The sequence below is a fragment of the Prescottella sp. D32 genome (assembly GCF_037287305.1).
GTDB lineage: Bacteria > Actinomycetota > Actinomycetes > Mycobacteriales > Mycobacteriaceae > Prescottella > Prescottella equi.
Genome location: NZ_JARBSW010000002.1, coordinates 957,911 through 981,640, shown reverse-complemented (window position 1 = coordinate 981,640; position 23,730 = coordinate 957,911). Strand labels below are relative to the sequence as shown.

29 protein-coding genes are annotated in these 23,730 nt (G+C 69.7%); 14 read left to right on the top strand and 15 right to left on the bottom strand.

The features are described from left to right. Positions 1–53: 53 nt before the first annotated feature. Complete coding sequence (locus tag PSS76_RS14240) at positions 54–812, top strand: DsbA family oxidoreductase (RefSeq protein WP_337456289.1); 759 nt, start codon at positions 54–56, stop codon at positions 810–812. A gap of 1 nt (position 813) precedes the next feature. On the opposite strand, the gene PSS76_RS14235 is transcribed toward PSS76_RS14240, so the two are convergent. The 3 genes from PSS76_RS14235 to mhuD all read right to left on the bottom strand — a co-directional run bounded on the left by PSS76_RS14235 (position 814) and on the right by mhuD (position 2,366). Beyond that, on the bottom strand, positions 814–1,623 hold the full coding sequence (locus tag PSS76_RS14235; protein WP_081122504.1) for a CbtA family protein: 810 nt from the start codon (positions 1,621–1,623) through the stop codon (positions 814–816). Continuing rightward, positions 1,614–1,808 carry a CbtB domain-containing protein gene (locus PSS76_RS14230; RefSeq protein WP_005515687.1) on the bottom strand — a complete coding sequence of 65 codons (195 nt, stop codon included), beginning with the start codon at positions 1,806–1,808 and terminating at the stop codon, positions 1,614–1,616. The genes PSS76_RS14235 and PSS76_RS14230 overlap by 10 nt, the downstream gene beginning before the upstream one ends. Before the next feature lie 243 nt (positions 1,809–2,051). Further along, positions 2,052–2,366 carry a mycobilin-forming heme oxygenase MhuD gene (mhuD, locus tag PSS76_RS14225; protein ID WP_005515686.1) on the bottom strand — a complete coding sequence of 105 codons (315 nt, stop codon included), beginning with the start codon at positions 2,364–2,366 and terminating at the stop codon, positions 2,052–2,054. Between the two features lie 70 nt (positions 2,367–2,436). Between mhuD and PSS76_RS14220 the strand changes: the two genes are divergently transcribed. Beyond that, positions 2,437–3,174 carry an alpha/beta fold hydrolase gene (locus PSS76_RS14220; RefSeq protein WP_337456272.1) on the top strand — a complete coding sequence of 246 codons (738 nt, stop codon included), beginning with the start codon at positions 2,437–2,439 and terminating at the stop codon, positions 3,172–3,174. A gap of 6 nt (positions 3,175–3,180) precedes the next feature. Here the strand turns inward: PSS76_RS14220 and PSS76_RS14215 are convergent, their stop codons facing one another. Continuing rightward, entirely contained in the window at positions 3,181–4,101 is a 921-nt protein-coding gene (locus PSS76_RS14215; RefSeq protein WP_081122503.1) for an HhH-GPD family protein, read from the bottom strand. 78 nt (positions 4,102–4,179) lie between these two features. On the opposite strand from PSS76_RS14215, the gene PSS76_RS14210 reads away from it, so the two are divergent. Together PSS76_RS14210 and PSS76_RS14205 are read left to right on the top strand one after the other, a co-directional pair. After that, a complete protein-coding gene (locus tag PSS76_RS14210) occupies positions 4,180–4,806 on the top strand; it encodes a carbonic anhydrase (protein WP_081122502.1) in 627 nt (208 codons plus the stop codon). A gap of 161 nt (positions 4,807–4,967) precedes the next feature. After that, positions 4,968–5,642 (top strand): hypothetical protein, encoded by a 675-nt coding sequence (locus tag PSS76_RS14205; RefSeq protein WP_081122501.1) that lies wholly within the window; start codon positions 4,968–4,970, stop codon positions 5,640–5,642. Positions 5,643–5,670: 28 nt separating this feature from the next. On the opposite strand, the gene disA is transcribed toward PSS76_RS14205, so the two are convergent. After that, positions 5,671–6,765, bottom strand: a complete 1,095-nt coding sequence (gene disA / locus PSS76_RS14200; RefSeq protein ID WP_081185932.1) for a DNA integrity scanning diadenylate cyclase DisA — start codon at positions 6,763–6,765, stop codon at positions 5,671–5,673. Positions 6,766–6,850: 85 nt separating this feature from the next. Between disA and PSS76_RS14195 the strand changes: the two genes are divergently transcribed. Then, complete coding sequence (locus PSS76_RS14195; protein WP_238840365.1) at positions 6,851–7,411, top strand: PaaI family thioesterase; 561 nt, start codon at positions 6,851–6,853, stop codon at positions 7,409–7,411. A gap of 3 nt (positions 7,412–7,414) precedes the next feature. On the opposite strand, the gene radA is transcribed toward PSS76_RS14195, so the two are convergent. Beyond that, complete coding sequence (radA, locus tag PSS76_RS14190; RefSeq protein ID WP_041673837.1) at positions 7,415–8,803, bottom strand: DNA repair protein RadA; 1,389 nt, start codon at positions 8,801–8,803, stop codon at positions 7,415–7,417. A 78-nt stretch (positions 8,804–8,881) separates the two neighbouring features. Beyond that, positions 8,882–9,478 (bottom strand): copper chaperone PCu(A)C domain-containing protein, encoded by a 597-nt coding sequence (locus PSS76_RS14185; protein ID WP_005515677.1) that lies wholly within the window; start codon positions 9,476–9,478, stop codon positions 8,882–8,884. A gap of 297 nt (positions 9,479–9,775) precedes the next feature. On the opposite strand from PSS76_RS14185, the gene carD reads away from it, so the two are divergent. From carD to rlmB, 5 genes are read left to right on the top strand one after another with little or no spacing between them, the layout of a single operon-like run. Further along, positions 9,776–10,264: an RNA polymerase-binding transcription factor CarD gene (carD, locus tag PSS76_RS14180; protein ID WP_005515676.1), complete on the top strand. Its 489-nt coding sequence runs from the start codon at positions 9,776–9,778 to the stop codon at positions 10,262–10,264. A gap of 2 nt (positions 10,265–10,266) precedes the next feature. Beyond that, positions 10,267–10,950 carry a 2-C-methyl-D-erythritol 4-phosphate cytidylyltransferase gene (gene ispD / locus PSS76_RS14175; RefSeq protein WP_064079753.1) on the top strand — a complete coding sequence of 228 codons (684 nt, stop codon included), beginning with the start codon at positions 10,267–10,269 and terminating at the stop codon, positions 10,948–10,950. Positions 10,951–10,963: 13 nt separating this feature from the next. Beyond that, a complete protein-coding gene (ispF, locus tag PSS76_RS14170; protein ID WP_013414809.1) occupies positions 10,964–11,440 on the top strand; it encodes a 2-C-methyl-D-erythritol 2,4-cyclodiphosphate synthase in 477 nt (158 codons plus the stop codon). A gap of 11 nt (positions 11,441–11,451) precedes the next feature. Further along, a complete protein-coding gene (cysS, locus tag PSS76_RS14165) occupies positions 11,452–12,861 on the top strand; it encodes a cysteine--tRNA ligase (RefSeq protein WP_005515673.1) in 1,410 nt (469 codons plus the stop codon). Then, positions 12,861–13,826, top strand: a complete 966-nt coding sequence (rlmB, locus tag PSS76_RS14160; protein ID WP_005515672.1) for a 23S rRNA (guanosine(2251)-2'-O)-methyltransferase RlmB — start codon at positions 12,861–12,863, stop codon at positions 13,824–13,826. The genes cysS and rlmB overlap by 1 nt, the downstream gene beginning before the upstream one ends. A 3-nt stretch (positions 13,827–13,829) precedes the next feature. On the opposite strand, the gene PSS76_RS14155 is transcribed toward rlmB, so the two are convergent. Then, a complete protein-coding gene (locus PSS76_RS14155; protein WP_064077921.1) occupies positions 13,830–14,693 on the bottom strand; it encodes a 5-oxoprolinase subunit C family protein in 864 nt (287 codons plus the stop codon). Between the two features lie 46 nt (positions 14,694–14,739). Between PSS76_RS14155 and PSS76_RS14150 the strand changes: the two genes are divergently transcribed. After that, positions 14,740–15,429, top strand: coding sequence for a ZIP family metal transporter (locus PSS76_RS14150; protein ID WP_013414812.1), 690 nt, complete (start codon positions 14,740–14,742; stop codon positions 15,427–15,429). 164 nt (positions 15,430–15,593) lie between these two features. On the opposite strand, the gene PSS76_RS14145 is transcribed toward PSS76_RS14150, so the two are convergent. The 4 genes from PSS76_RS14145 to PSS76_RS14130 form a co-directional block, all read right to left on the bottom strand. Continuing rightward, positions 15,594–16,199, bottom strand: a complete 606-nt coding sequence (locus tag PSS76_RS14145) for a 5-oxoprolinase subunit B family protein (RefSeq protein WP_005515668.1) — start codon at positions 16,197–16,199, stop codon at positions 15,594–15,596. Beyond that, positions 16,199–16,957 (bottom strand): LamB/YcsF family protein, encoded by a 759-nt coding sequence (locus PSS76_RS14140; RefSeq protein ID WP_005515667.1) that lies wholly within the window; start codon positions 16,955–16,957, stop codon positions 16,199–16,201. Before PSS76_RS14140 ends, PSS76_RS14145 begins: the two co-directional genes overlap by 1 nt. A 48-nt stretch (positions 16,958–17,005) precedes the next feature. Next, on the bottom strand, positions 17,006–17,782 hold the full coding sequence (locus PSS76_RS14135; protein WP_337456288.1) for a thioesterase family protein: 777 nt from the start codon (positions 17,780–17,782) through the stop codon (positions 17,006–17,008). 99 nt (positions 17,783–17,881) lie between these two features. Continuing rightward, positions 17,882–18,430 carry a helix-turn-helix domain-containing protein gene (locus tag PSS76_RS14130; RefSeq protein WP_005515665.1) on the bottom strand — a complete coding sequence of 183 codons (549 nt, stop codon included), beginning with the start codon at positions 18,428–18,430 and terminating at the stop codon, positions 17,882–17,884. 159 nt (positions 18,431–18,589) lie between these two features. On the opposite strand from PSS76_RS14130, the gene PSS76_RS14125 reads away from it, so the two are divergent. From PSS76_RS14125 to PSS76_RS14115, 3 genes are read left to right on the top strand one after another with little or no spacing between them, the layout of a single operon-like run. Continuing rightward, entirely contained in the window at positions 18,590–19,417 is an 828-nt protein-coding gene (locus PSS76_RS14125; protein ID WP_081122499.1) for an aldolase, read from the top strand. Continuing rightward, positions 19,414–20,301, top strand: a complete 888-nt coding sequence (locus PSS76_RS14120) for a dihydrodipicolinate synthase family protein (RefSeq protein ID WP_175271623.1) — start codon at positions 19,414–19,416, stop codon at positions 20,299–20,301. The genes PSS76_RS14125 and PSS76_RS14120 overlap by 4 nt, the downstream gene beginning before the upstream one ends. A 53-nt stretch (positions 20,302–20,354) precedes the next feature. Then, positions 20,355–20,813, top strand: coding sequence for a GNAT family N-acetyltransferase (locus PSS76_RS14115; protein ID WP_084969100.1), 459 nt, complete (start codon positions 20,355–20,357; stop codon positions 20,811–20,813). A gap of 66 nt (positions 20,814–20,879) precedes the next feature. Here the strand turns inward: PSS76_RS14115 and PSS76_RS14110 are convergent, their stop codons facing one another. The 3 genes from PSS76_RS14110 to PSS76_RS14100 are packed head-to-tail and all read right to left on the bottom strand — an operon-like array spanning position 20,880 to position 23,571. Continuing rightward, positions 20,880–21,779, bottom strand: coding sequence for a metal ABC transporter permease (locus PSS76_RS14110; RefSeq protein ID WP_084969101.1), 900 nt, complete (start codon positions 21,777–21,779; stop codon positions 20,880–20,882). Beyond that, positions 21,776–22,621 carry a metal ABC transporter ATP-binding protein gene (locus PSS76_RS14105; RefSeq protein WP_005515659.1) on the bottom strand — a complete coding sequence of 282 codons (846 nt, stop codon included), beginning with the start codon at positions 22,619–22,621 and terminating at the stop codon, positions 21,776–21,778. The genes PSS76_RS14110 and PSS76_RS14105 overlap by 4 nt, the downstream gene beginning before the upstream one ends. Then, the gene (locus PSS76_RS14100; RefSeq protein WP_084848784.1) at positions 22,618–23,571 is read right to left on the bottom strand and encodes a metal ABC transporter solute-binding protein, Zn/Mn family; all 954 of its coding nucleotides are present in this window, start codon (positions 23,569–23,571) and stop codon (positions 22,618–22,620) included. The genes PSS76_RS14105 and PSS76_RS14100 overlap by 4 nt, the downstream gene beginning before the upstream one ends. Positions 23,572–23,730 lie beyond the last annotated feature (159 nt).

Sequence of the window (23,730 nt, the reverse complement as noted above, 5' to 3'; positions counted from 1 at the left end):
GCGGCGGGCGCGGAACAAGTCGCGTCCGCCGTGTGTTCGAATGCGTCGTGACCATCGAGAGCAATGTCGGCGCCGAGCCCGCCGAGAACGAGCCCGCTGCGCCGACCGCCCTGATCGAGGTGTGGTCGGACGTCGCCTGCCCCTGGTGCTACATCGGTAAGCGCCGCTTCACGGCGGCCCTCGACCGGTTCGAGGATCGGGATCGGGTCTCGGTGGTGTGGAGGTCGTACCAACTCGCGCCGGACACCCCGGTCGGCGCGCGCCGCGGTGAACTCGAGGCGCTCGTCGAGCTCAAGGGGATGCCCGCCGAGCAGGTGCGTCAGATGTTCCAGCACGTCGCCGCGACGGCCGCGGCCGACGGGCTGGTCATGGACTTCGACACCGTGATCGCCGCCAACACGTTCGACGCGCACCGCTTGCTGCATCTCGCGGGGGAGCGCCGGGATGCGCTGCTGGAGGCGCTGTTCCGGGCCCACTTCACCGACGGGAAGGTGATCGACGACCGGAACGTGCTGGCCGACCTCGCGGCGAGCGTCGGGATGGACGCCGCCGAGGCGGCGGCCGCACTCGCCGGCGACGCCGGCGCCGACCTGGTGCGGGCCGACCTCACGGCGGCCGGGCAACTCGGGGTCTCAGGGGTGCCGTTCTTCGTCGCGAACCGCCGACTCGCGGTGTCGGGGGCGCAGCCGCAGGACGTGTTCACGGAGTTGCTGCGGCGGGCCGTCGCGGACGCCGACGCCGAAGGTGCGGACAGCGGTGCAGCCCCCGGCGGGAATGCCGAGGGCTGCGCCGACGATTCGTGCGCGGTCTGAGCTAGCGGACCGCCCGCCGGGCCCCGCGTTCGGTGAGGAAAGCGAAAGCCAGGCCGAGTGCCAGCCACAGTGTGGCCTGGGTGGCGAGGGACGAGATGCGGAACTGCCACAGCAGGGTGGCGGGGAAGTCCTCGCCGACCTCGTTGATTCCGGGTAGGGCGAGGTAGCCGATCGTGACCACCGCGAGGAACGCGGCAACCTGTCCGATGACACGGGTCGTCACCAGGTCCTGATCCCGCAGCGCACGCCCCGCGTAGACGGCCGCCGCAACGGCGAGCAAGCCGAGGAGCACCGAGGCGAGCCACAGCAGGGTCCGCTCGTTGATGGTGTCCGGGTCGCCGACCGCCGGCGGGTTGGCGGGGTACTTGAAGAACGGCACGGCTTCGATTGCCAGCCAACCGAATCCAGCCACCGCGATGGCGAGGGGGGTGCCCGCCATCGCGGTGAACCGGCGTGCGTAGTGCACGACTACCGCGAAGATCGCGCCCAGCGCCAGGCCGGCGAGCGTCGTCGCGAGGAACAGGCCGAAACGTTGCCCGGTACGGCTGACGAGGGCGTCGTCGCCGTGGGAGTGTCCCTCCGGCTCAGCGGCTTCCGCGCTGTGATCGTGCGGAGCGGTCTCGCCCGCGTGGTGGTCCGGTTCGGCCGGTGCGGCGGATTCCTCGATCTCGATCGCGGCCTGCACGTGCGGCTCACCGAGCGCGAATGCGACGACACCGCCCAGCAGGCCGGCGATCAGGCCGGCCAGTAGTCCGCGCAGAAGTAGGGTCCTGAGGCTTTCGGTGACGGGCGTCAGTGTGTTCAGTGGCACGGCAGGCCCAGCAGGTGTCGGCCGTCGTGCATCAATTCGTGCATGTACATGCCGCTGCGGGAGATTGCGCCCTGGTCGAACCCGACCAGGTAGAGCGCGAGCATGGCGAGCAGCACTACTGCCGCCGCGATGAGTGCGACAGCGGCCGAATCGGCCGACTTGTCGGGTGAATAGGCGATTGCCATCGGTGCCTCCTGGGGATTACGCGTCCCGCTAGGTCCATGCGATGGCCGGGGTGTCTGGCTTTCGAGGGCAGCCCCTCGATCACAGTGGCGCGACCGCTCCGGAATGGCACCGGATTACCGTCGATCCATCGCTCTGTCGAGCGAACTCTGGCATCCCGAAGTCACGGTGTCAATCGGATGATCGACACCGTGACCGATTTGTCCGTTACCGGCTCGGTTCGTCGTCGAACCGGATGCGGTGGATCAGGATTCGGGCTTCGCCGCCACGTCGAGGACCACCTCGAACTCGAGCAGCGAGGCGCCGGTCGCGACGGGCTTCGCGCGCTCACCGGCGTGCGCCTCGCGGGCGGGCCCGCTCGCCCACGCCTGGAAGGCCTCGTCCGATTCCCACTGAGTCACCACGAAGTAGCGGCCCTCGCCCTTGACCGGACGCAGCAGCTGGAACCCGAGGAATCCGGGGGAGTTCTCCACGGCGTGCGCGCGGTTCGCGAACCGCTTCTCCAGTTCGGGTCCGGCACCCTCGGGTACCTCGATTGCATTGATCTTCACGACTGCCATGCTCGCGAGGGTACTCCGGGCCCACGCGGGTTCTCCCCGAGTCGCCGGCGGTTCGGCTACCGTCGGATCCGTGTTGCACGACGAGGGTGGGACGGGGCGGCCGATACTGCTCCTGCACGGGCTCATGGGCAGTGCCAGAACGTGGTCGCGGCACGTGTCGTGGTTGCGCGAACACGGCCACGTCTACACGTTCGACGCGGCCGGGCACGGGCGGCCGATCGACGGGGAGCCGACCACGGAGCTGTTCGTGGCCGACCTCGCCGCTGCTGTCGCCGGACTGGACGAGCCGCTCACCGTGATCGGGCACTCGATGGGGGCGCTGCACGCGTGGTGCTTCGCCGCGGCGCACCCCGATCGCGTACGCGCGTTGGTGCTCGAGGACATGGCGCCGGACTTCCGTGGACGCACCGCACAGGACTGGGCCGCAATGGTTTCCGCGTGGCCACAGCCGTTCCCCACCGAGGACTCCGTGCTCGAGTACTTCGGTGAGGTTGCGGGCCGCTACTTCCTCGATTCGTTCGAGCGGCGCCCGGACGGCTGGTATCTGCACGGTGACGTCGAGACGTTCCGCGACATCTCGGAGGAGTGGGGCACCCGCGATTTCTGGGCGCAGTGGGACGCCGCCCGCGCGCCCGCGCTGCTCATCGAGGGCGAGTTCACGATCACTCCCGAGGGGCAGATGCGTCGCATGCTCGACGGCCACGACGCCCGGTACGTGTGGGTGGCGCAGGCCGGCCACCTCGTCCACGACGACCAGCCCGAGCGGTATCGGACCGCGGTGGAGGAGTTCCTGACGTCGCTGCGCTGACGGTGGTCAGCGACTGCCCTCGCCGGCCAGCGCGAACATCCCGTCCTCGGTCTGCTCGATCAAACCGTCCACCAGCAGCGAGTCCAGCGCGCGGTCGCGTTGTCCGGGATCGCTGAGCCACACCAGGTCCAGCTGGGCGCGTTCGACCGGGTGCGCGCTGCCGCGCAGTACGTCCATCAGCCTCCCGCGGACCTGGCGGTCGGTGCCCGCGAACTTCTGCACCTTGCGGGGTTCTCCGGTGTACGCGGGGCGCCCGGCCTCCACCCACGCACAGCGCGGCAGCGGGCAGTTCGCGCAGTCCGGGGTGCGGGCGGTGCAGATCGTCGCTCCCAGCTCCATCAACGCCGCGGAGAACCGTGCCGCCCGTTCGCGGGTGCGGGGCAACAATGCGTCGACGTCGGCCATGTCGCGCCTGGCCGACGGGTTGCCCTGATCCGCCCGGCCGTGCACCGCACGCGCCACGACGCGTCGAACGTTGGTGTCCACTACGGGAACCCGCTGTCCGTACGCGAAGCAGGCAACCGCGCGGGCGGTGTAGTCGCCGATGCCGGGCAGGCTCAGCAGCACGTCGACATCGGCCGGGACCACGTCGTCGTGCTCACGTGCCAGCACGCCCGCGCACTCGTGCAGGCGCAGTGCCCGCCGCGGGTATCCGAGCTTGCCCCACGCGCGTAGGACGTCGGCCTGGCTCGAGGCCGCCATGAGCGAGGGCACCGGCCAACGGCGCACCCACTCCTCCCAGATCGGGGCGACGCGGACCACCGGCGTCTGCTGCAGCATGATCTCGCTCATCAGGATGTGCCAGGCGGTGACGCCGCCCCGGCGCCACGGCAGGTCCCGCGCCTGTTCGTCGTACCACCGCAGCAGCGCCGCGCCGTCGACCGACCCGGAAGACACCGAAGACCCCGAAGACACCGAATCCCTCATCCTTCTCCGTTCACCACTCCGGGCTTTCGTCATCGGTCCAATCGAGACGGCAGGCGGCGGAGGGTGCACAATTGCCCCATGCCCAATTCCAACCCGATCTCCGCTTGGAAAGCCCTCAAGCAGGGTAACGAGCGTTTCGTCAGTGGTACCCCGCTGCATCCGAGCCAGGGTATTGCCGACCGTGCGAAGCTGGTCGACGCCCAGCATCCGACCGCAGTGATCTTCGGCTGCGGTGACTCCCGAGTCGCCGCCGAGATCATCTTCGACCAGGGCCTCGGCGACACGTTCGTCGTCCGCACGGCCGGTCACGTGATCGACAGTGCCGTCCTCGGATCCATCGAGTACGCCGTCGCGGTCCTCAATGTCCCGCTGATCGTCGTGTTCGGCCACGACAGCTGCGGCGCCGTCAAGGCCACACTCGACGCCCTCGACAACGGTGCCATTCCGGCCGGCTTCATCCGTGACGTCGTCGAGCGCGTCTCGCCGTCGATCCTGATGGGTCGCCGTGAGGGCCTGAGCACCGTCGACGACCTCGAGCGCCGTCACGTCGTGGAGACCGGCTCGCTGCTGATGCAGCGGTCGCGGATCATCTCCGAGGCCGTCGAGGCCGGCAAGTGCGCCATCGTCGGCGTCACCTACAAGCTCGCCGAGGGCGACATCAAGCTGCAGAGCGTCGTCGGCGACGTCGGCGAGTCCGTCGACTGACACCTCCGTCACAGGGGCCCCGGAGCGATATCGGCTCCGGGGCCGCCGGTGTGCGCGGAGCCGGGGCGGCACTTCTTTAATGCATGGTCCGGCAGCTTCGGGGGAGCGACACGCCGAGGCTGCTCAGGCGGGTACCGGCCGGGGCCAATTACGGTTGAGTCGTGCTTGAACCGAACGGACCGTTGCCCCCGGAGATCTACTGGCGCCGGCGGGCGCTCGCCATCGGCGCCGCCGTCGTGGTGCTCGCGCTGATCGTCTGGATCGTCCTGTCCATCGGCGGCGGTGACGACGACTCCGAGTCGACCGCCGCCGCGGCCACGTCCGAGCTGACGGAATCGAGCGAGGCGCCGACGACGTCGCAGTCCGAGGATCCGTCGGGAACCTCGGGTGCCGACTCGTCCTCCACGACGACGGCGAGCAGCACCACGTCGGCCAACCCGTCCAAGGACTGCGCCGACCAGTCGCTCGCGCTCAAGGTGACCCCGGACCAGCCGCAGTACAAGGCGGGTGACGAGCCGGGCTTCACGATCGCCATCACGAACATCGGCACCAACGCGTGCGAGCGCGATCTCGGGTCGGGCCTGCAGCAGGTGCTCGTGTACTCGCTCGACGGCGCGAACCGCCTGTGGTCCAACGTCGACTGCTTCCCGTCGTCGGAGCCGGAGGTCCGGACGCTGGAGCCGGGCGGCCAGGCACGCTTCACCGTCAAGTGGTCGGCGAAGACGTCGGCACCGGGCTGCACGGCGCCGCGCGAGCCGGTCGCCCCCGGCGGATACACCGTGGTCGGGCAGCTGGGCTCCCTCAAGAGCAACCCGGAGCCGTTCAACATCGCATGAGCCGACGGCGCCGGCCCGACGTACCGGCCTAGTCGTATGGCCCGTTGATCGACGCCTCCGCGAGTCGCGACAGGCCCTCCCGGATGTGCCGGGCCCACAGGCCGCCGATGCCGTCCACCGACTGCAGGTCCGCGGCAGTTGCGGCCAGCAGCCCCTGCAGCGTCCCGAACGAGCAGACCAGCCGGTGGATCTGCATGAACTGCAGCCGCGGAACCCTGGTGAGCACGCGATAGCCGCGCGGACTCATCGGCGCATCGAGGGCCTCGATCGTCCCGGGGTACCCGAACGCGCGGGCGAGCGTCGTGAGGTCGAGCAGGTCCACGTCGGTGAGCTTGTCGAGCGCGGCGAGGGTGCTATCCACCGCCGTCGCCGAGGCCGGCTCGCTGCCGGCCAGGTAGTCGCGGACCATCAGCTGCCGGACGGCGTCGTTGTCGCCGACGAGTTCCTCCAGCTGCAGTGCCAGCTGCCGGCCGTCGGTCCCCAGTTCTAGGACGTCCTGCTCGATCTCGACCGAGACCCGGCGCACCATCTCGAGTCGCTGCACCACGGTCAGGGCGTCGCGCAGGGTCACGAAGTCCTCGATCTCGACCACCGACAGCTGCCTGGTGACCTCGTCGAGGCGGGACTTGTAGCGCTCGAGGGTGGCGACGGCCTGGTTGGCACGCGAGAGAATCGTCTCCGACGCGTTGATGACATGCCTGATCCCGCCGACGTACACACTGACGATGCTCATCGACTGGCTCACCGACACCACCGGATATCCGGTCTGGATCGCGGTCCGTTCGGCCGCACGGTGCCGGGTCCCGGATTCGACGGTCGGAATGCGATGGTCCGGCACCAGCTGCACATTGGCGCGCAGGATGCGGGTGCCGTCGGTGGACAGCACGACGGCGCCGTCCATCTTCGACAGCTCGCGCAGCCGGGTGGGCACGAAGTCGACGTCGAGTTCGAAGCCGCCGTCGCACAGTTCCTCGACCTGGTCGTCGTAACCGAGCACGATCAGCGCGCCGGTGCGTCCACGCAGGATCCGCTCGAGGCCGTCGCGGAGGGCGGTTCCGGGCGCGAGCCGGGCGATGGTCTCCCGGGTGTCGCGTGCAACCGTCGACGCGGGCACATCGTTCATCGCGGATCCCCCCAGGTGCGGTCGACGTCACATCTTGCCGTGCCGCATACGGGCCGCGGTCGGGCCGCATCTACATTACCTAGTTGTGAGCAGTACTTGGACCTTGCCCGATGACCTCGTTCTTCCGGAGGTGCCGGACTGGTACCCCGCTCCCGGGGAACCGCTCCCGCAGCACTGGTCCAAGTGCTTCGGCTGCGGCGACGACCAGCCCGCCGGTATGGCCATGACCTTCCAGGCCGGCGAGGACCTGACCGTCACCGGTCGGCTCGAGGTGGCGAACCGCTATCAGGGCGGACCGGGTGTGATCCACGGCGGCATCCTGTCGACCGCGTTCGACGAGGTCCAGGGCATGGCGTGCATGGTGCTCGGCGGCCCGGTCGTCACCGCGCACCTGGAGATCGACTTCGCCCGGCCCATCCCGCTCAGCTCGGTGCTCGAGTTCCGTGCGCGGATCGAGGGCACCGTCCGGCGCAAGGCCTACACGACCTCCGAGGCGTTCATCGTCGAGGGACCGGGCACCGACCCGAACACCCCGGTCGCGACCTCGCGCGGGCTGTTCCTGACGGTTGACCCGGAGCATTTCGCGCCCACCGCGGCGTTCGTCGACGGTCAGCCGACGTCGCCGTTCGGCACCTCCGCGGTCTGACGCTCAGCGAAGACTCAACGCCCGCAAGGCATCTCCGACGTTCGCGACCTCGATCGCCCGGATGCCCTTCGGTAGTTCGCCGGAGTCGACCGGAACCACCGCGCGCGTGAAGCCCAGGCGCGCGGCCTCGGCGACCCGGCGGCCGACGCCGCTCACCCGGCGGACCTCGCCGGCCAGGCCGACCTCGCCCAGCACGACGGTGCCGGCCGGGATCGGACGGTCCTTGCTGCCCGACGCCACCGCGATCGCGAGCGCGAGATCGCACGACGGGTCCGTCATCCGCATGCCGCCGACGGTCGCGGCGTAGACCTCCTTGTCGGAGAGCTTGATCGAGTGCCGGCGCTCGAGCACGGCCAGCACCATCGACACGCGCGCCGAGTCGAGTCCGCTCACCGCCCGCCGCGGCGACGGGTTGTGGGTGGGCGCCACGAGTGCCTGCACCTCGCCGAGCAGTGGACGCTTGCCGTCCATCGTGACGGTCACGGCGGTGCCGGGCACCTCGTCCAGTCGGTGGTGCAGGAACAGTCCGGACGGGTCGCTCACGCCGACGATGCCGTCCTCGCGCAGTTCGAAGCAGCCCACCTCGTCGGCGGCGCCGAACCGGTTCTTGATGCCGCGGATCATGCGGAGGGTGGAGTGCTTGTCGCCCTCGAAGTGCAGCACAACGTCGACCAGGTGCTCGAGCGACCGCGGACCGGCCACCGCGCCGTCCTTGGTGACGTGGCCGATGAGCAGCACCGGCACGCCGCTGGCTTTCGCGAGTGACGTCAGCGCACTCGTGATGGCCCGCACCTGCGTGACACCGCCGACGACGCCGTCGACGTCCGCCGCGAGCATGGTCTGCACCGAGTCGACGATGAGCAGCGTGGGGCGGACCTGCTCGACGTGACCGAGAACCGTCGCCAGATCGGACTCCGCGGCGAGGTAGACCCGCTCGTGCACCGCGCCGGTGCGGTCCGCGCGCAGGCGCACCTGTCCCGCCGACTCCTCGCCGGTGACGTACAGCGCGCGGTCGTCGGCGCTGCGGGTGGCCCACCGGTGGACCACCTCGAGCAGCAGCGTCGACTTGCCCACGCCGGGTTCACCGGCGAGCAGCACCACCGATCCGGGGACGACGCCGCCGCCGAGGACCCGGTCGAGTTCGTCCACGCCGGTCGCCTTGGCACGCGTGGTCTTGCCGTCGATCTGGGTGATGGGCGTCGCAGGTGTGGACGGGAGCAGTGCCGCCGCGCCCGCGCGGGCCAGCGAGGCTCCGGGGCGGGACGTCACCGCTGCCAGGACCGGGGCCTCGTCCATGGACCCCCAGGTGCCGCACTCGGGGCAGCGGCCGACCCACTTGGCAACCGTGTGCTGACACGACGAACACCTGAAGCTGGATTTGGGTTTGGCCACCCGGGAATCCTAGTGGCTGCCACAGACAGGAAGGCCCAGGCGACACTGTCGCCCGGGCCTTCCTTCACGTGCTGTGGGTCAGTGCCCCTCGGACACGACGGGGGACTTCTCCGACTCGTGGCGCTCGGTCTTCGGGCCGGCGTCGACCGGGACCTGCACGACGATGTCGCCGGCGTTCTCGAACGTGAAGATGACCGGGAAGGTCAGGCCCGGACGGACGCCCTCGCGGATGTCCTGGAGGGTGACGTCGATCAGGCTGACGTGCTCGGGCGCCTCCTCGGGAACCGAGACGTCCGGGTTGCCGGCGCCGAGCGCGAACTGCGGCTTGATCTCGAGCGTGCCGTCCTTCTCGTCGATCTTCACCGAGCCGGCGTAGTCCGTCTTGATGGACTTCAGGCGGTCCGACTTCGACTCGCTGAGGTTGACAGCGGTGAACGCGAGCTCGGCGTCGCCGCCGGGCTCGATGCTGAACTCCTCGGAGTTCGGGTACACGACGTGCACGTTGCGCAGCGCGATGTCACCGCTGGTGGCCTGGTTGCCGTTGATGGCAGCGACCTGGGTCGCGGTCTGCGAGATCTGACCCGCTCCGCACGCGGACAGCATGAGCGTCGCGCCGGCGGCGAGAGCGACGGCGGCCATGACTCGGCGAGTCGGCGACGCAGTGAGAGCAGTCACGGGTTGTCCTCCATGGGTCAGGTTCACAATCCACTAGGCAGAGTAGTAGTCACCCTCGAGGCGCCGCACTCTGGGTACTCGTTACGAGGTCGTGTCGGGCGCGCAACGGTTGGCGGAGTACAGGATCGGGCGTCCGCGGGGGTGCTCCGGAGGGGTCTCCGAGGGGGGTCGAAATGCACGGTTGGGGCACTCTGTCAACCCCTAAGATCAGGTAACGACGCCCCTGACCTGCGCCGTTGATGGGACGATCGTTTGGTCACGTGTTAAACTCGAAAGATCGAAAGGGGCACGGGACAGATGATTTTCAAGGTCGGAGACACCGTCGTATACCCCCATCACGGAGCGGCGTTGATCGAGGCGATCGAAACCCGCACCATCAAGGGTGAGCAGAAGGAATACCTCGTTCTGAAGGTCGCGCAGGGTGATCTCACCGTCCGCGTTCCCGCGGAGAACGCCGAGTACGTCGGCGTGCGTGACGTGGTCGGTCAGGAGGGTCTCGACAAGGTGTTCCAGGTGCTTCGTGCGCCGCACACCGAGGAGCCGACGAACTGGTCTCGCCGTTACAAGGCGAACCTGGAGAAGCTGGCCTCGGGTGATGTGAACAAGGTCGCCGAGGTCGTGCGTGATCTGTGGCGGCGTGAGCAGGATCGCGGCCTGTCGGCCGGCGAGAAGCGGATGCTGGCCAAGGCGCGTCAGATCCTCGTGGGTGAGCTGGCCCTGGCGGAAGGTACGGACGACGCCAAGGCGGAGATCATCCTCGACGAGGTCCTGGCCGCAGCATCCTGACAGTGAGTGACAACGGGGGGCCGGTCGTAGCGCTGGTCCCTGCAGCCGGACGTGGTGTTCGGCTGGGTGAGCCCGTGCCGAAGGCGTTCGTCGAACTCGGTGGTCGCAGCATGCTGCGCCGCGCCGTCGACGGACTCCTCGGTTCGGGCGTCGTCGACACCATTGTGGTGATCGTTCCCGACGAACTCGTCGAGGCTGCTCGGGCAGACCTGCCCGCGGAAGTGCTCGTCGTCGTCGGTGGTGAGGAGCGCGCGGATTCGGTCCGTGCGGGTCTCGCCGCGGCGCCCGAAGCCGGTCTGGTGCTGGTGCACGACGCCGCGCGGGCACTGACGCCGCCGTCGTTGATCGCCCGCGTCGTGGCGGAACTGCAGGCCGGTCGCACTGCCGTCGTGCCGGTCCTGCCGGTGAGCGACACCATCAAGACCGTCGACGTGCTCGGCACCGTCACGGGCACACCGCCGCGTTCGGAACTGCGAGCCGTCCAGACCCCGCAGGGCTTCGACGCCGACCTGTTGCGTCGGGCGTACGAGGACGTGAACGGGGACGCGACCGACGACGCCGGCCTGGTCGAGCGGCTCGGCGAGCCGGTCCGGACCATCGTCGGCGAGCCCGAGGCATTCAAGATCACCACCCCGTGGGATCTCGCGCTGGCCCGGGTACTGCTCGGGCAGGCCGGACCCGAGTAAGGAGCCCGAGAGCGTGCGAGTCGGAATCGGTACGGACGTCCATCCCGTGGAGAAGGGCCGTCCGTGCTGGATGGCCGGTCTGTTGTTCGACGACGTCGACGGCTGCGCCGGGCACTCGGACGGTGACGTCGCCGCCCACGCGCTGTGTGACGCACTCCTCTCGGCGGCCGGTCTGGGCGATCTCGGTTCGGTGTTCGGCACCGGCCGACCCGAGTGGGACGGGGTTTCCGGTGTGCGGATGCTCACCGAGGTCCGACGTCTGCTCGGTGACGCCGGCTACACCGTCGGCAACGCATCCGTGCAGGTCATCGGCAATCGGCCGAAGATCGGTCCCCGCCGCGAGGAGGCCCAGCGGGTGCTCGGTGACGTCCTCGGTGCACCGGTCTCGGTATCGGCGACCACCACCGACGGACTGGGGCTCACCGGTCGCGGCGAGGGCATCGCCGCGGTGGCGACCGCGCTGATCATCCCCGCTGCTAGCGCCCGGTAGAATCGCTCGTCGTGACCCTGCGCCTATACGACACCGTGACACGGGCTCCGCGTGACTTCGTCCCGCTGACCCCCGGACATGCCTCGGTGTACCTGTGTGGCGCCACCGTCCAGGGCGAACCTCACATCGGCCACGTCCGCAGTGGCGTCGCGTTCGACGTGCTGCGCCGCTGGCTGCTCGCGCACGACTACGACGTCGCGTTCGTGCGAAATGTCACCGATATCGACGACAAGATCCTGAACAAGGCCGCCGAGGCGGGCCGCCCGTGGTGGGAGTGGGCCGCGACATTCGAGCGTTCGTTCGACTGGGCCTACCGGCAGCTGGGTGTGCTGCCGCCGTCGGTGGAGCCGCGCGCGACCGGGCACGTCACCCAGATGGTCGAGATGATGCAGCGGCTCATCGACAACGGTCACGCGTACGCGTCGGGCGGCGACGTCTACTTCGACGTCCGGAGCTTCCCCGAGTACGGGCGGTTGTCCGGGCACAAGCTCGACGACGTCCACCAGGGCGAGAGCGCGGGTGCGGGCAAACGGGATCCGCGGGACTTCACGCTCTGGAAGGCCGCCAAGCCGGGCGAGCCGTCGTGGCCCACACCGTGGGGTCCGGGCCGGCCCGGATGGCACCTCGAATGCTCGGCGATGGCGGTGTTCTACCTCGGCCAGGCGTTCGACATCCACTGCGGCGGACTGGATCTGGTGTTCCCGCATCACGAGAACGAGATCGCGCAGGCCAAGTGCGCCGGTGACGACTTCGCGCAGTACTGGCTGCACAACGGCTGGGTCACCAAGTCGGGCGAGAAGATGTCGAAGTCGCTCGGCAACGTGCTTTCGGTGCCGAACGTACTCAAACTCGTTCGCCCGCAGGAACTTCGGTACTACCTCGGCAGCGCCCACTACCGGTCGATGCTCGAGTACTCCGAGGAGGCGCTGCAGGAGGCCGCCGCCGGGTACCGGCGTTGCGAGTCGTTCGTGCAGCGGACGGCCGAGCGGGCCGGCGAGGTCCAGGTCGGCAAGTGGACCGAGGAGTTCGCGGCGGCGCTCGACGACGACCTGAACGTGCCTGCGGCCCTTGCCGAGATCCACGGCCGGGTACGCGAGGGCAACATCGCGCTCGAGTCCGGTGACGCGGACGGCGCGCGGGCGCTCGCAGGCCAGGTCCGGGCGATGCTCGGGATCCTGGGCGTCGATCCGCTCGACGAGCAGTGGACCGCTGCGTCGGACGACGCGGCGGCAATGGGCGCACTCGACGTGCTCGTGCAGGCCGAACTCGACCGGCGCCAGCAGGCGCGGGCCGACAAGAACTGGGCGGTGGCCGACGAGGTCCGCGACCGGTTGGCTGCGGCGGGCATCGCCGTGACCGACACTCCGAGCGGACCCGAGTGGTCGCTCGAGCAAGCTTCTTCCAACGAATCGGGTAAGTGATGGCGGGTAATTCGAGCAGGCGCGGTGCGATCCGCAAGGGTGGCACCAAGAAGGGCCAGGTCGTCGGATCCGGCGGCAAGCGCAGCAAGGGCCTCGAGGGTCGCGGTGCGACGCCGCCCGCCGAGGCGCGCACCAAGCATCCCGCGGCCAAGAAGGCGCGGGCGGCCGCACGCGCGGCGGACCAGCGGCAGATGCAGCGGGCGGCGGCGATCCGTCGGGCCGACGACTCGCCGGAGATGGTGCTCGGACGCAACCCCGTCGTCGAGTGTCTGCGCGCGGGTGTGCCGGCGACGGCGCTGTACGTCGCGGTGGGCGCCGAGACCGACGACCGGCTCAAGGAGTCGGTGCAGCGGGCGGCGGACGCGGGAATCTCGATCCTCGAGGTGCCGCGCACGGACCTCGACCGCATGAGCGCCAACGGCATGCACCAGGGCATCGCGCTCCAGGTGCCGCCGTACCGGTACGCGCATCCGGACGACCTCCTCACCGCGGCGCGGTCCCGGCAGGAGCCGGCACTGCTGGTAGCGCTCGACAACATCACCGATCCGCGCAATCTCGGTGCCGTCGTGCGCTCGGTGGCGGCGTTCGGTGGCCACGGTGTCGTGATCCCGCAGCGCCGCAGCGCCAGCGTCACCGCCGTCGCGTGGCGCACCAGCGCCGGTGCCGCCGCACGGCTGCCCGTCGCGCGTGCCACGAATCTCACCCGCACCCTCAAGGATTGGCAGAGCAAGGGCGTCCAGGTCGTCGGCCTCGACGCGGGCGGCGACACGAGCCTCGACAACTACGAGGGCACCGGTCCGGTCGTCATCGTCGTCGGCTCGGAGGGCAAGGGCCTGTCCCGCCTGGTCCGCGAGACCTGCGACTCGATCCTCAGCATCCCGATGGCCGGCGAGGTGGAGTCGCTCAACGCGTCCGTCGCGGCGGGCGTCGTGCTGTCCGAGATCGCGCGCCAGCGCCGGAGCTGAGCGTCAGAGCACCTTCCGGAACCTGATCCGACATCCCGGCCGCAGCTGCGCTGCGGCCGGGATGTCGTCTTCGAGGACCACCGCGATCACCGGGTAGCCGCCGGTCACCGGATGATCGGCCAGGAACAGCACCGGCATTCCGTTCGGTGGCACCTGCAGGGCTCCGGAAACCATGCCCTCGCTGGGCAGTTCGCCGGTGCGGGCGCGGTGCAGCGGGCCCGCACCGTCCAACCGAGCCCCCACCCGGTCGGTGTCGGTCGTGACGGTCCACAGTCGTTGCACCAGTGCGGAACGCGAGGCCGGCGTGAACCAGTCGGCGCGGGGCCCCATCCGGACCCGGAGTTCGACGGGGTCTGCGGCGGGGGCCGGCGGCGGGATGAAGTCCTCGGCGGGTAGTTCGCGGTGCGCGTCGCCCACGGGCAGGCGGTCCTCGGCGCGAACCGGTGCCGGACCGATCCCGGAGAGCGTGTCGGTGGCCCGGCTGCCGAGCACCGGCGGGACGTCGATGCCGCCGCGCACCGCGAGATAGGTGCGCAGGCCGGCCGGCGCGATGCCCAGCGCGATGTCGTCGCCGTCCCGGAGGTGGAGGCGCGAGAAGAGCGGTCGGGGTACGCCGTTCACGGTCAGCGGCGTCGGTGCGCCGGTGACCGCTACGGTCGCGTCTCCGTGCAGCCGTGCTCGCAGACCGCCGAGCGTCACCTCGAGGGTGGCGGCGTCGGGACCGTTTCCGACGAGGCGGTTGGCGGCATCGTGAGCGACGACGTCGGCCGCGCCGGAGGCCCCCACTCCCAGGGCTGCGTGTCCGGGCCGGCCGCGGTCCTGGACGGTGGTGCGTGCGCCGGCGCGCAGGACTTCGAGCCATGCCATGCGTCGATTGTCGCGCATTTCGGGCGGTGGTCACTACGATCGATCGATGCTGACAGCTGCGCTGTACGGTCTCGGAACGGCTCTGCCGTTGTTGTTCGGGGCGTGGATCGGGTTGCGCTACAACCTGCCCAGGCCGCTGCTCGCAGCGTTGATGGCTTTCGGTGCCGGCACGATGGTTGCGGCGGTGTCGTCGGAGCTGTTCGCGCCGGCGTTCGCGATCGAGGGAGTGTGGGTCGCGGGCACGGCGCTCCTCGCGGGTGCGCTCGTGTACGTCGTCGCGGATCATCTGGTCGAGAACAAACTCGGGCCGGCCGCGTTGGGTTGGGCGCTGATGCTGGGGTCGCTGCTCGACGGGATCCCGGAGAACACCGCGCTGGGCGTCTCGCTCATGGAGGGCGGGGGAGTGGTGCTGCTCGTGGCGGTTGCGGTCGGCAACGTCCCCGAATCGGTTGCGGGCGCGGCGTCGATGCGTAAGCAACCCGGGTTCGATTCGCGTCGGGCGTTCGGGGTCTGGGCGATCACCGCGGCGGTCCTGGTGTTGGTGGTGGTCGGCGCGAACGCCGTCTCCGACAACATCTCCGACGGCGACATCGCCGTCATCCAGGCCTTCGCGGGCGGCGCGACCATTGCGGTGCTCGCCGACTCGCTGATGCCCGAGGCCTATCGGGAGGGCGGCTGGTGGGTGGGGGTCTCCACCGCCCTGGGCTTCCTCGTCGCCTTCGCCCTCGGCGCCTGACCCGCGTTTTGCGCACTTGTCGCGACAATCCCCGCCCCCACCCCGCGTTTTGCGCACTTGTCGCGAGAATCGCGGGGCGTGGGGCGCGATAAGTGCGCAAAACGCGGGAGCCGGGAGGGTGCGGCCGGGAGGGGTGGGGCGGAGGGGCGGGATACGGGGGCGGATCAGACGGCGCGGAAGGTGACGGCCGCTCCCGGCTGCAGGAGGGCCGGCGGATCACGGTCGACGTCCCACATCGGTTCGGCGGTGCTGCCGATCAGTTGCCAGCCGCCGGGGGAGCTGCGCGGGTAGATCCCGGAGAACTCCCCGGCCAGCCCGACGGCGCCGGCCGGGACCGTGGTGCGGGGTGACGACCGGCGGGGCACGTGCAGGCGGGAATCCTGGCCGGCCAGATATCCGAAGCCGGGGCTGAAGCCGACGAACGTGACCGTCCACGTCTGCCCGCTGTGGGCGGCGATCACGCCGTCGGCTCCGAGACCGGTGAGCGCGCCGACCTCGTCGAGATCCGGGCCGTCGTAGCGGACCGGGATCTCGACGGGCGCGGTGGGCGGCAGCGTGTCGGCGGTGATCGGGTCGGTCGAGCGCACCCACGCCGCGACGTGGTCGGGGCGGACTCCGCGGAACCGCACGAGCACGGTGCGTGCGGCGGGCACCAGATCGGTGACCGCCGGGTGCGGGTCGGCGGTCATGCCGCGGAAGTGGGCGAGCGTCGCGTCGAGTCCGTCGAACTCGACCAGCAGCGCCCGGTCCCCCATGTCCAGGATGCGCATCAGACGAACGGTTTCACGTGAATCTTCTCGGCGTCGAGCAGCTTTCGGATCGCCGCGGCCATCGCGACCGCGGCGGGAGTGTCGCCGTGGACGCAGATCGTCTCCGCCGGGACGACGATCGGGGTGCCGTCGATCGCCTCGATCGTGCCCGTCGTGACCAACTGCAGCACCCGCTTCGCGACGACGTCGGGGTCGTGCACGACGGCGCCCGGTTCGGTGCGGGGGACGAGCGTGCCCTCGGGGGTGTAGGCGCGGTCGGCGAAGGCCTCGGTGACGACACGGAGTCCGGCGCTCTCCGCCTCCTCGAGGAACGCGGACCCGGGCAGGCCAAGCACCGGCAACGACGGGTTCACGGCCCGCACGGCGTCGACGACGGCCCGCGCCTGATCACGGTGGTGGACGATCGCGTTGTACAGCGCGCCGTGGGGTTTGACGTACGTGACGGCCGATCCCGCGGTGCGGGCGAGGGCGTCGAGGGCTCCGATCTGGTAGATCACATCGGCCGTGAGGTCCGCGGCGGAGACGTCGATGAAGCGGCGACCGAACCCGGCCAGATCGCGATAGCCGACCTGGGCGCCGATCCGGACGTCGCGCGCCGTCGCGTCCCGGCACGTGCGCAGCAGCGTCGCGGGATCGCCGGCATGGAATCCGCCGGCGACGTTCGCGCTCGTCACGAGGTCGAGCATCGCCGCGTCGTCGCCGAGGGTCCACGCGCCGAAGCTCTCGCCGAGGTCGCTGTTGAGATCGATCATCGCCACGCCTCGATCCTAGTTCCGCGCGATGCGGTACCGGCCGCCCGCGACGGGTTACCGGGCGGTGGGCCGCACCGTGAGGATCTGCGACGACGTTCCGATCGGGCCGCGCACGCCGCTGACGGTGCTGTGGGTCAGTCCGATCCCGGAGGCGCCGAAGCTGACGGACGTGTCGAACCCGACCCACTCGCCGTCCGGTTCGGCGAACAGGTGCAGGGTGAGGTCGAGGTTGGGGAACGCCACCTCGGCGGGGCTGACCCGAGTGGCCATACCGTTGGCGATGTCGAGCACACCGGCCGTTCGGGCGACGGCGCTGACCGGCTCGTCTGCGACCAGCGGGATCGGGGTGCGCACCCAGAACGACGCGCGTCCAGGTTCGACGTGGTCGCGGCGCACGTCGACGGACTCGATGAACCCACCCGGCCAGACGGTGGTCGCGTCCCACGTCGGCATGGCGTCGGGTGCGGCGATGGACGGGAAGGGGGTGCCGCCGAACGGTGCGGTCTCGAAGGACTGCATCAGCCAGGCCCGCGCCACCACGGCGGGCCGGCCGTCGTGGCTGAGTGTGGCCTCGACCAGTTCGATCGTGCGCCCGGCACGCAGTGTCCGGACGGCCGTGTCCATTACCCCGATCGGGAGGGTGCCGAGGATGTCGTAGGACAGGCGGCCGATGGCCGGACGGTCGTCACGGCGCCGGTCGCGGTCGGTTTCGATTGCGTGCGCCAGTAGTCCGAGCGCGGGTGCGATGTGCTGTTCCTCGGTGTTCCACGCGCCACCGGTGTGGTTGGTCGCGCGGAAGCTCGTCTCGGAAAGCCGTTCGAAGTAGTGGATCGTTCTCTCCCTGCGCACTAGTGCCTGCCGACGATTCGATTCCGAATCTAGGGCGACGGCCCCATATTCGGGCACCCCCGATCGGGGGTGAACGGGTGTCTACGGCGCGCTGCAGCCGTTGCCGTCGTGCACGACCACCACCAGGACGGCCCGCGTCGGCGACACCGATCGGACGCGGTGTGGGGTGTTGGCGTCGAAGTACAGGCTGTCGCCCGCGTCGAGGGTGATGACCTGATTGGGAATGCTCACCTCGACGGTGCCCTCCTTGACGAAGACGAACTCCTCGCCGGGGTGTTCCATGTAGTCGGAGCGGGGCTGCGTCGTGGGATGAACGATGAACGGCTGCATGGCCTTACCGATCATCCGGGTGGCGATCGCGTCGTAGACGGCGCTGTCGTCGTCGGCATCGACCTGCGCGCGCTCGGCGTGCCGCTCGATCGCCATCACGCTGTTGTCGGGGGTGTCGGAGAACAGTTGGCTGACGTCGGCGTCCAGGGCGCGGGCGATCTTGAGCGCCACCGCGATCGAGGGTGTGCTGATTCCCCGCTCGACCTTCGACAGGTAGCTCTTGGTCAACCCGGTGTCCTCGGCCAGTGCCTCCAGCGTCAGGCCTGCCCGGCGTCGATGCGACCTCAGTAGCGCCGCCATCCGTCGAACCTCTCTCTCGCTCCGCGCACGGCGTGGACCGATGTCCTCGCGCGCCCTCCCACCCTAACGATCGATCTACTCTGTTGCACGATAGGACACCTTGTGTCATATAGTGCTCGATGTGTCACTCACGCGTTTCGGTTGAAGGGAGCCACGAGGATGGCGACGACGATGAAGCTCGGTAAGGCCGAGTTGATGAAGACCGCCGAGAAGGCGATGCTCACAGAGGTGTCGACGGCGCAGTGGACGGATCGGCAGAAGATCGCCCTCACGTGCCGTGCGCTGTTCGACGCCGGTCACGACTCCGGGCTCGCGGGTCAGATCTCGGCGCGCGGTCCGCGGCCGGGAACCTTTCTGACGCAGCGGCTGGGGCTCGGGTTCGACGAGATCACCGAGGGCAACCTGCTGCTCGTCGACGAGGACCTGCAGGTTCTCGAGGGGAGTGGAATGGCTAACCCGGCCAACAGGTTTCACAGCTGGATCTACCGGGCGCGGCCGGACGTGAACTGCATAGTCCACACGCATCCGCTGCACGCGGCGGCGTTGTCGATGCTCGAGATCCCGCTGCAGATCTCGCAGATGGACACCGCGCCGCTCTACGACGACTGCGCGTTCCTGCCCGACTGGCCGGGGGTGCCCGTCGGCAACGAGGAGGGCGAGATCATCTCCGCCGCACTGGGAGACAAGCGGGCGATCCTGCTCGCGCACCACGGACAGCTGGTGGTGGGGGCGACGATCGAGGAGGCCTGCTCGTCGGCACACCTGATCGAACGCGCGGCCCGGCTGCAGTTGCTCGCCATGGCGGCGGGCGAGATCAAGCCGCTCCCGCCGCGGCTGGCGAAGGAAGCGCACGACTGGACGCTGACCCCGCGGCGCAGTGAGGCGAACTTCGGCTACTACGCCCGCCGGGCGCTGCGCTCGCACCCGGACGCGATCGACCGCGACCTCTCGAATCCGACCGCCGAACCCGATTGGACTGCACGGTGACCCACATCAGCGGAATCGTCGCGTATCCCGTGACCCCGTTCGACCTCCGCGACCCCGCCCGGATCGACGTCGACGTCCTGCAGCTGCTGCTCGACCGCATGATCGAGGCGGGAGTCGACGCGATCGCTCCCCTCGGGAGCACCGGCGAGAGTGCTTATCTCGACCGAAACGAGTGGATCACGGTCGCGGCCGAGACCATCCGGCACATCGACGGCCGGGTGCCGACCGTCGTCGGAGTGTCCGACCTGACGACCGCCGGCACGGTCCGTCGCGCCCAGATCGCCGAGCGGCTCGGGGCGACGGCCGTGATGGCGCTGCCGATCTCGTACTGGCGCCTGACCGACGCCGAGCTCCGGCAGCACTTCACCACCCTCGCCGACGCCGTCGGCATCCCGGTGATGGTGTACAACAACCCGGCCACCACGGGTATCGACATGTCCGCGGAGTTCCTGTTCGACCTCGTCTCGACGGTCGAGAACATCACGATGGTGAAGGAATCCAGCGGGGACATCGCCCGTATGCACCGGCTCGCCGACCTCAGCGGCGGCACGCTCTCGTTCTTCAACGGCAGCAATCCGCTTGCGCAGAAGGCATTTCGGGCAGGGGCCGTCGGGTGGTGCACGGCGGCGCCGTGTCTGATCCCCGACCGCATCGTCGAGTTCCGTCGCGCGGTCACTGCCGGTCGGGACGACGAGGCCGCCGAGATCTTCCGCCGGATCCGCCCCTTCCTCGACATGATCGTCAGCCGCGGACTCCCGACCACCATCAAGTCCGGTCTCCGCAGCATCGGTGTCGAGGCCGGTGTTCCGCGCCTGCCGCAACTTCCCCTCGGGGAACCCGAATCCACTCGTCTCAGGGACCTGATCGCCGCCGCCACCCGGTAGCGGGACGGTCCACCCACATCGCACGACTCTCGACCACCGACAGGAGCACGACCATGGCAACCACGACGACGATCCGGTTCCTCCTTCCCGCCGACGAGACCCGCTGGCGGGTGCTGTTCCGCGCGTACCGCGAGTTCTACGAACTGCCCGAATCGGAGGAGGTCGTCTCCCGCGCCTGGGGTTGGTTCATGGATCCCCGGCACGAGTGCAAGGCCCTCGTCGCGGAGGTGGACGGCGAGATCCTCGGGTTCGCGCACCACCGCCGCTTCTCGTCGCCGTACACCGGAACCACCGGCCTGTTCCTCGACGACCTGTTCACCGATCCCGCGGCCCGGGGCCGGGGTGTGGGAAGGGCCCTGATCGGCCGGCTCACCGAGATGGCCGCCGCGGAGGGCCACGCGCTGGTGCAGTGGGTGACCGCCGAGGACAACCACCAGGCTCAGGCGCTCTACGACACTCTCGCGAAGCGCACGAACTGGGTCACCTACGAGGCGCTTCCCGCCGCGACGTAGTACTACCACCAGAACGTGAAAGCGCTACCACCCGAAGGTGATAGCGCTTTCACGTGGGGGCTCGACTCAGGCGTGCAGGTGCTCGCCGGCCGGGACGACCGCGCGTCCCGCCGACCGCCGCCGCGACGCGCCGATCGCCCGGCACACCAGGTAGATCACGAACGAGATCGTGGTGACGAACGTCGAGACCGGAACACCCGGCGCGAGCGAGAACAGGATGCCGCCGACGGCGGCCAGCTCGGCGAACAGCACGGCCAGCACCGTCGCCTTGAGCGGGTTCGCGGTGACGTGCCCGGCGGCGGCGGCCGGGGTGATCAGCAGCGCCATGACGAGCAGCGCGCCGACGATCTGCACACCCAGCGCCGCGGTGATGCCGACGAGCACCGCGAACACGATCGACAGGGCGCGCACCGGAACCCCGCGGGCGGCGGCGACCTCGGGGTCGGTGCTGGCGAACAGCAGCGGCCGGTAGATCACCGCCAGCGTGCCGAGCACGACGACCGCGCAACCGAACAGCAGTGCCAGACCCGAGTTGCCGGGGGCGACGATCTGTCCCACCAGCAGGGAGAAACTGGTGCCGGTGCGGCCGTCGTACGCCCACAGGAACAGCACCGACAGACCCAGACCGAACGCCATGATCACGCCGATCACCGAATCGCGTTCGCGTGCCTTGGTTCCCAGTAGGCCGAAGAGGACGGCCGCGACGACGGACCCGACCACGGCACCGATGCCGACACCGACGCCGATGAGCAGCGCGGCCGACGCGCCGGTCAGCGACAGCTCCGACGTCCCGTGCACCGCGAACGACATCTGCCGACTCACGATCAGCGGACCGATCACGCCGGCCAGCAGGCCGAGGATCGCGCCCGCGATCAGCGCCTGCTGGACGAAGTCGTAGCGCAGCAGGTCCGCGGTCGCGGAGAAGTCGAGCAGGTGCGACATCGCGTCGGTGAACTTGTTGCTCATGCGTGGTCCTCGGTGTGGTGGACGCCCTCGCCGGGGCGCGGGCCGCCGCCGCTGCCGAGCGCGTCGATGGCGTCGCCGGTGCCCACGACGACGAGACGGCCGCGCACGTGCAGCACCTCGACGTCGGTGCGGTACAGCTCGGACAGCACCTCGGAGGTCATGACCTCTTCGGGCGTCCCGATCCGGAACTTGCCGTCGACCAGGTAGAGGACGCGGTCGACGAGCGGCAAAATCGGGTTGATCTCGTGCGTGACGAACAGAACCGCGGTGTCGTGGTCACGGCGTCGACGGTCGATCAGTTCGGACACCCGGTGCTGGTTGGCCAGGTCGAGACTGAGCAGCGGCTCGTCGCACAGCAACACCTTGGGGTCACCGACGAGGGCCTGCGCGATGCGCAGCCGCTGCTGTTCGCCGCCCGACATCGAGCCGATGGGGGCGTCGGCGTACGCCTGCGCACCCACCTGCGCGATGGCGGAGTCGACGATCGCGCGCCGTCCGGCGCGGCCGAACAGGCCGGTGCCCCAGCGGTGTCCGTCGACGCCGAGACCGACCAGGTCGCGTCCGCGCAGCGGCAGACCCTCGTCGAGGGACTTCTGCTGCGGCACGTATCCGACGTGGGCGTTGCCCGCCCGCGCCGGGGTTCCGGCGATGCGGACTGTTCCGCACGTCGGGGCCAACTGTCCGAGCAGGACCTTGAGCAGCGACGTCTTTCCGGAGCCGTTGGGACCCAGCACGGCGATGAACTCGCCCTGCTCCACGGTGAGGTTCAGGTCGGACCACAGCGTGCGCTCACCGAACGACAGGCAGGCGTCGCGCAGTTCGACGGCGGGGGTACTGCTCACGACGCACCGTTCAGGGCGTCGGCGAGCGACTGCGCCGTAGCGGTCTGCCACTGCACGAAGTCCATGCCTTCGGGGAGCGTCTCGGTCACCTCGACGACCGGGATGCCCGCGTTCTCGGCGTTCTCGCGGATGTTCTCGGTCACCTTGTCCACGGTCTGCGAGTTGTAGACCAGGACACGTACCTTCTTGTCCGCCAGCAATTGTCGCGTCTCGGCGATCGACGCCGGCGACGGGTCGGTGCCGTTCTCGACGGCGCTGGTGAACGCCGCGGGGGTGGCGTCCTTCAGCGACGCGGCCTGCAGCAGGTAGTGCGCGATGGGCTCGGTCTGCGCGATCGGCGCGTCACGGTGGGCGGCGGCGATGCCGGCCGTCGTCTCGGACACCTGGCGCAGCCGGTCGCGGAACGCCGCGGCGTTGCGGTTGTAGACGTCGGCGCCCTCGGGGTCGAGCTTGCCGAGTTCCACGGCGATCGCGTCGGCGGTGGCGTCGACGGTGGGCATGTCGTACCAGACGTGTTCGTTGACCGACCCGTGCGAGTGGCCCGCATGCTCCTCGGCGGACTCGGTGGCGTGGGTGCCGGTGCGCTCCTCGTACAGATCGAAAGCGTCGACGGCCGGTTTGTCACCGGCGGACTTCAGGACGTCCTCGACGAACTGGTCGTAACCGCCGCCGTTGAGGACCACCAGGGACGCATCGGTGATCTTCGCGGCGTCGGCCGGGCTGGCCTCGTAGGAGTGCGGGTCGGCCGACGGTTCGGTGACGATCGAGGTGACCTCGAGTCGGTCGCCGGCGACGGCCTGCGCGACGCTGCCCCAGACGTTGGTGGACGCGACGACGCGGATTTCGCCGTCGGAGTCGGGGGAGGTGCCGCACGCGGTGAGTGTCAGGGCTGCGAGGGCGGCGCCCAACGCCGCCGCTGTGGTTCGAGTGGAACGGAACCTTCGGGGCATGCGCACTTCTTCTCTCCTGATCACGACTCGGAAGATCGTCGGCCCGGGACCGGGCCCAAACGTTATTGGTAATCGTTTCCGTTTCACTTTAGCGGAAACCGTGCAGGTCGTATCGGTCCGGGGCGGGTTCCAGTTCGCCCTGACGCGTCCGAACCGCTA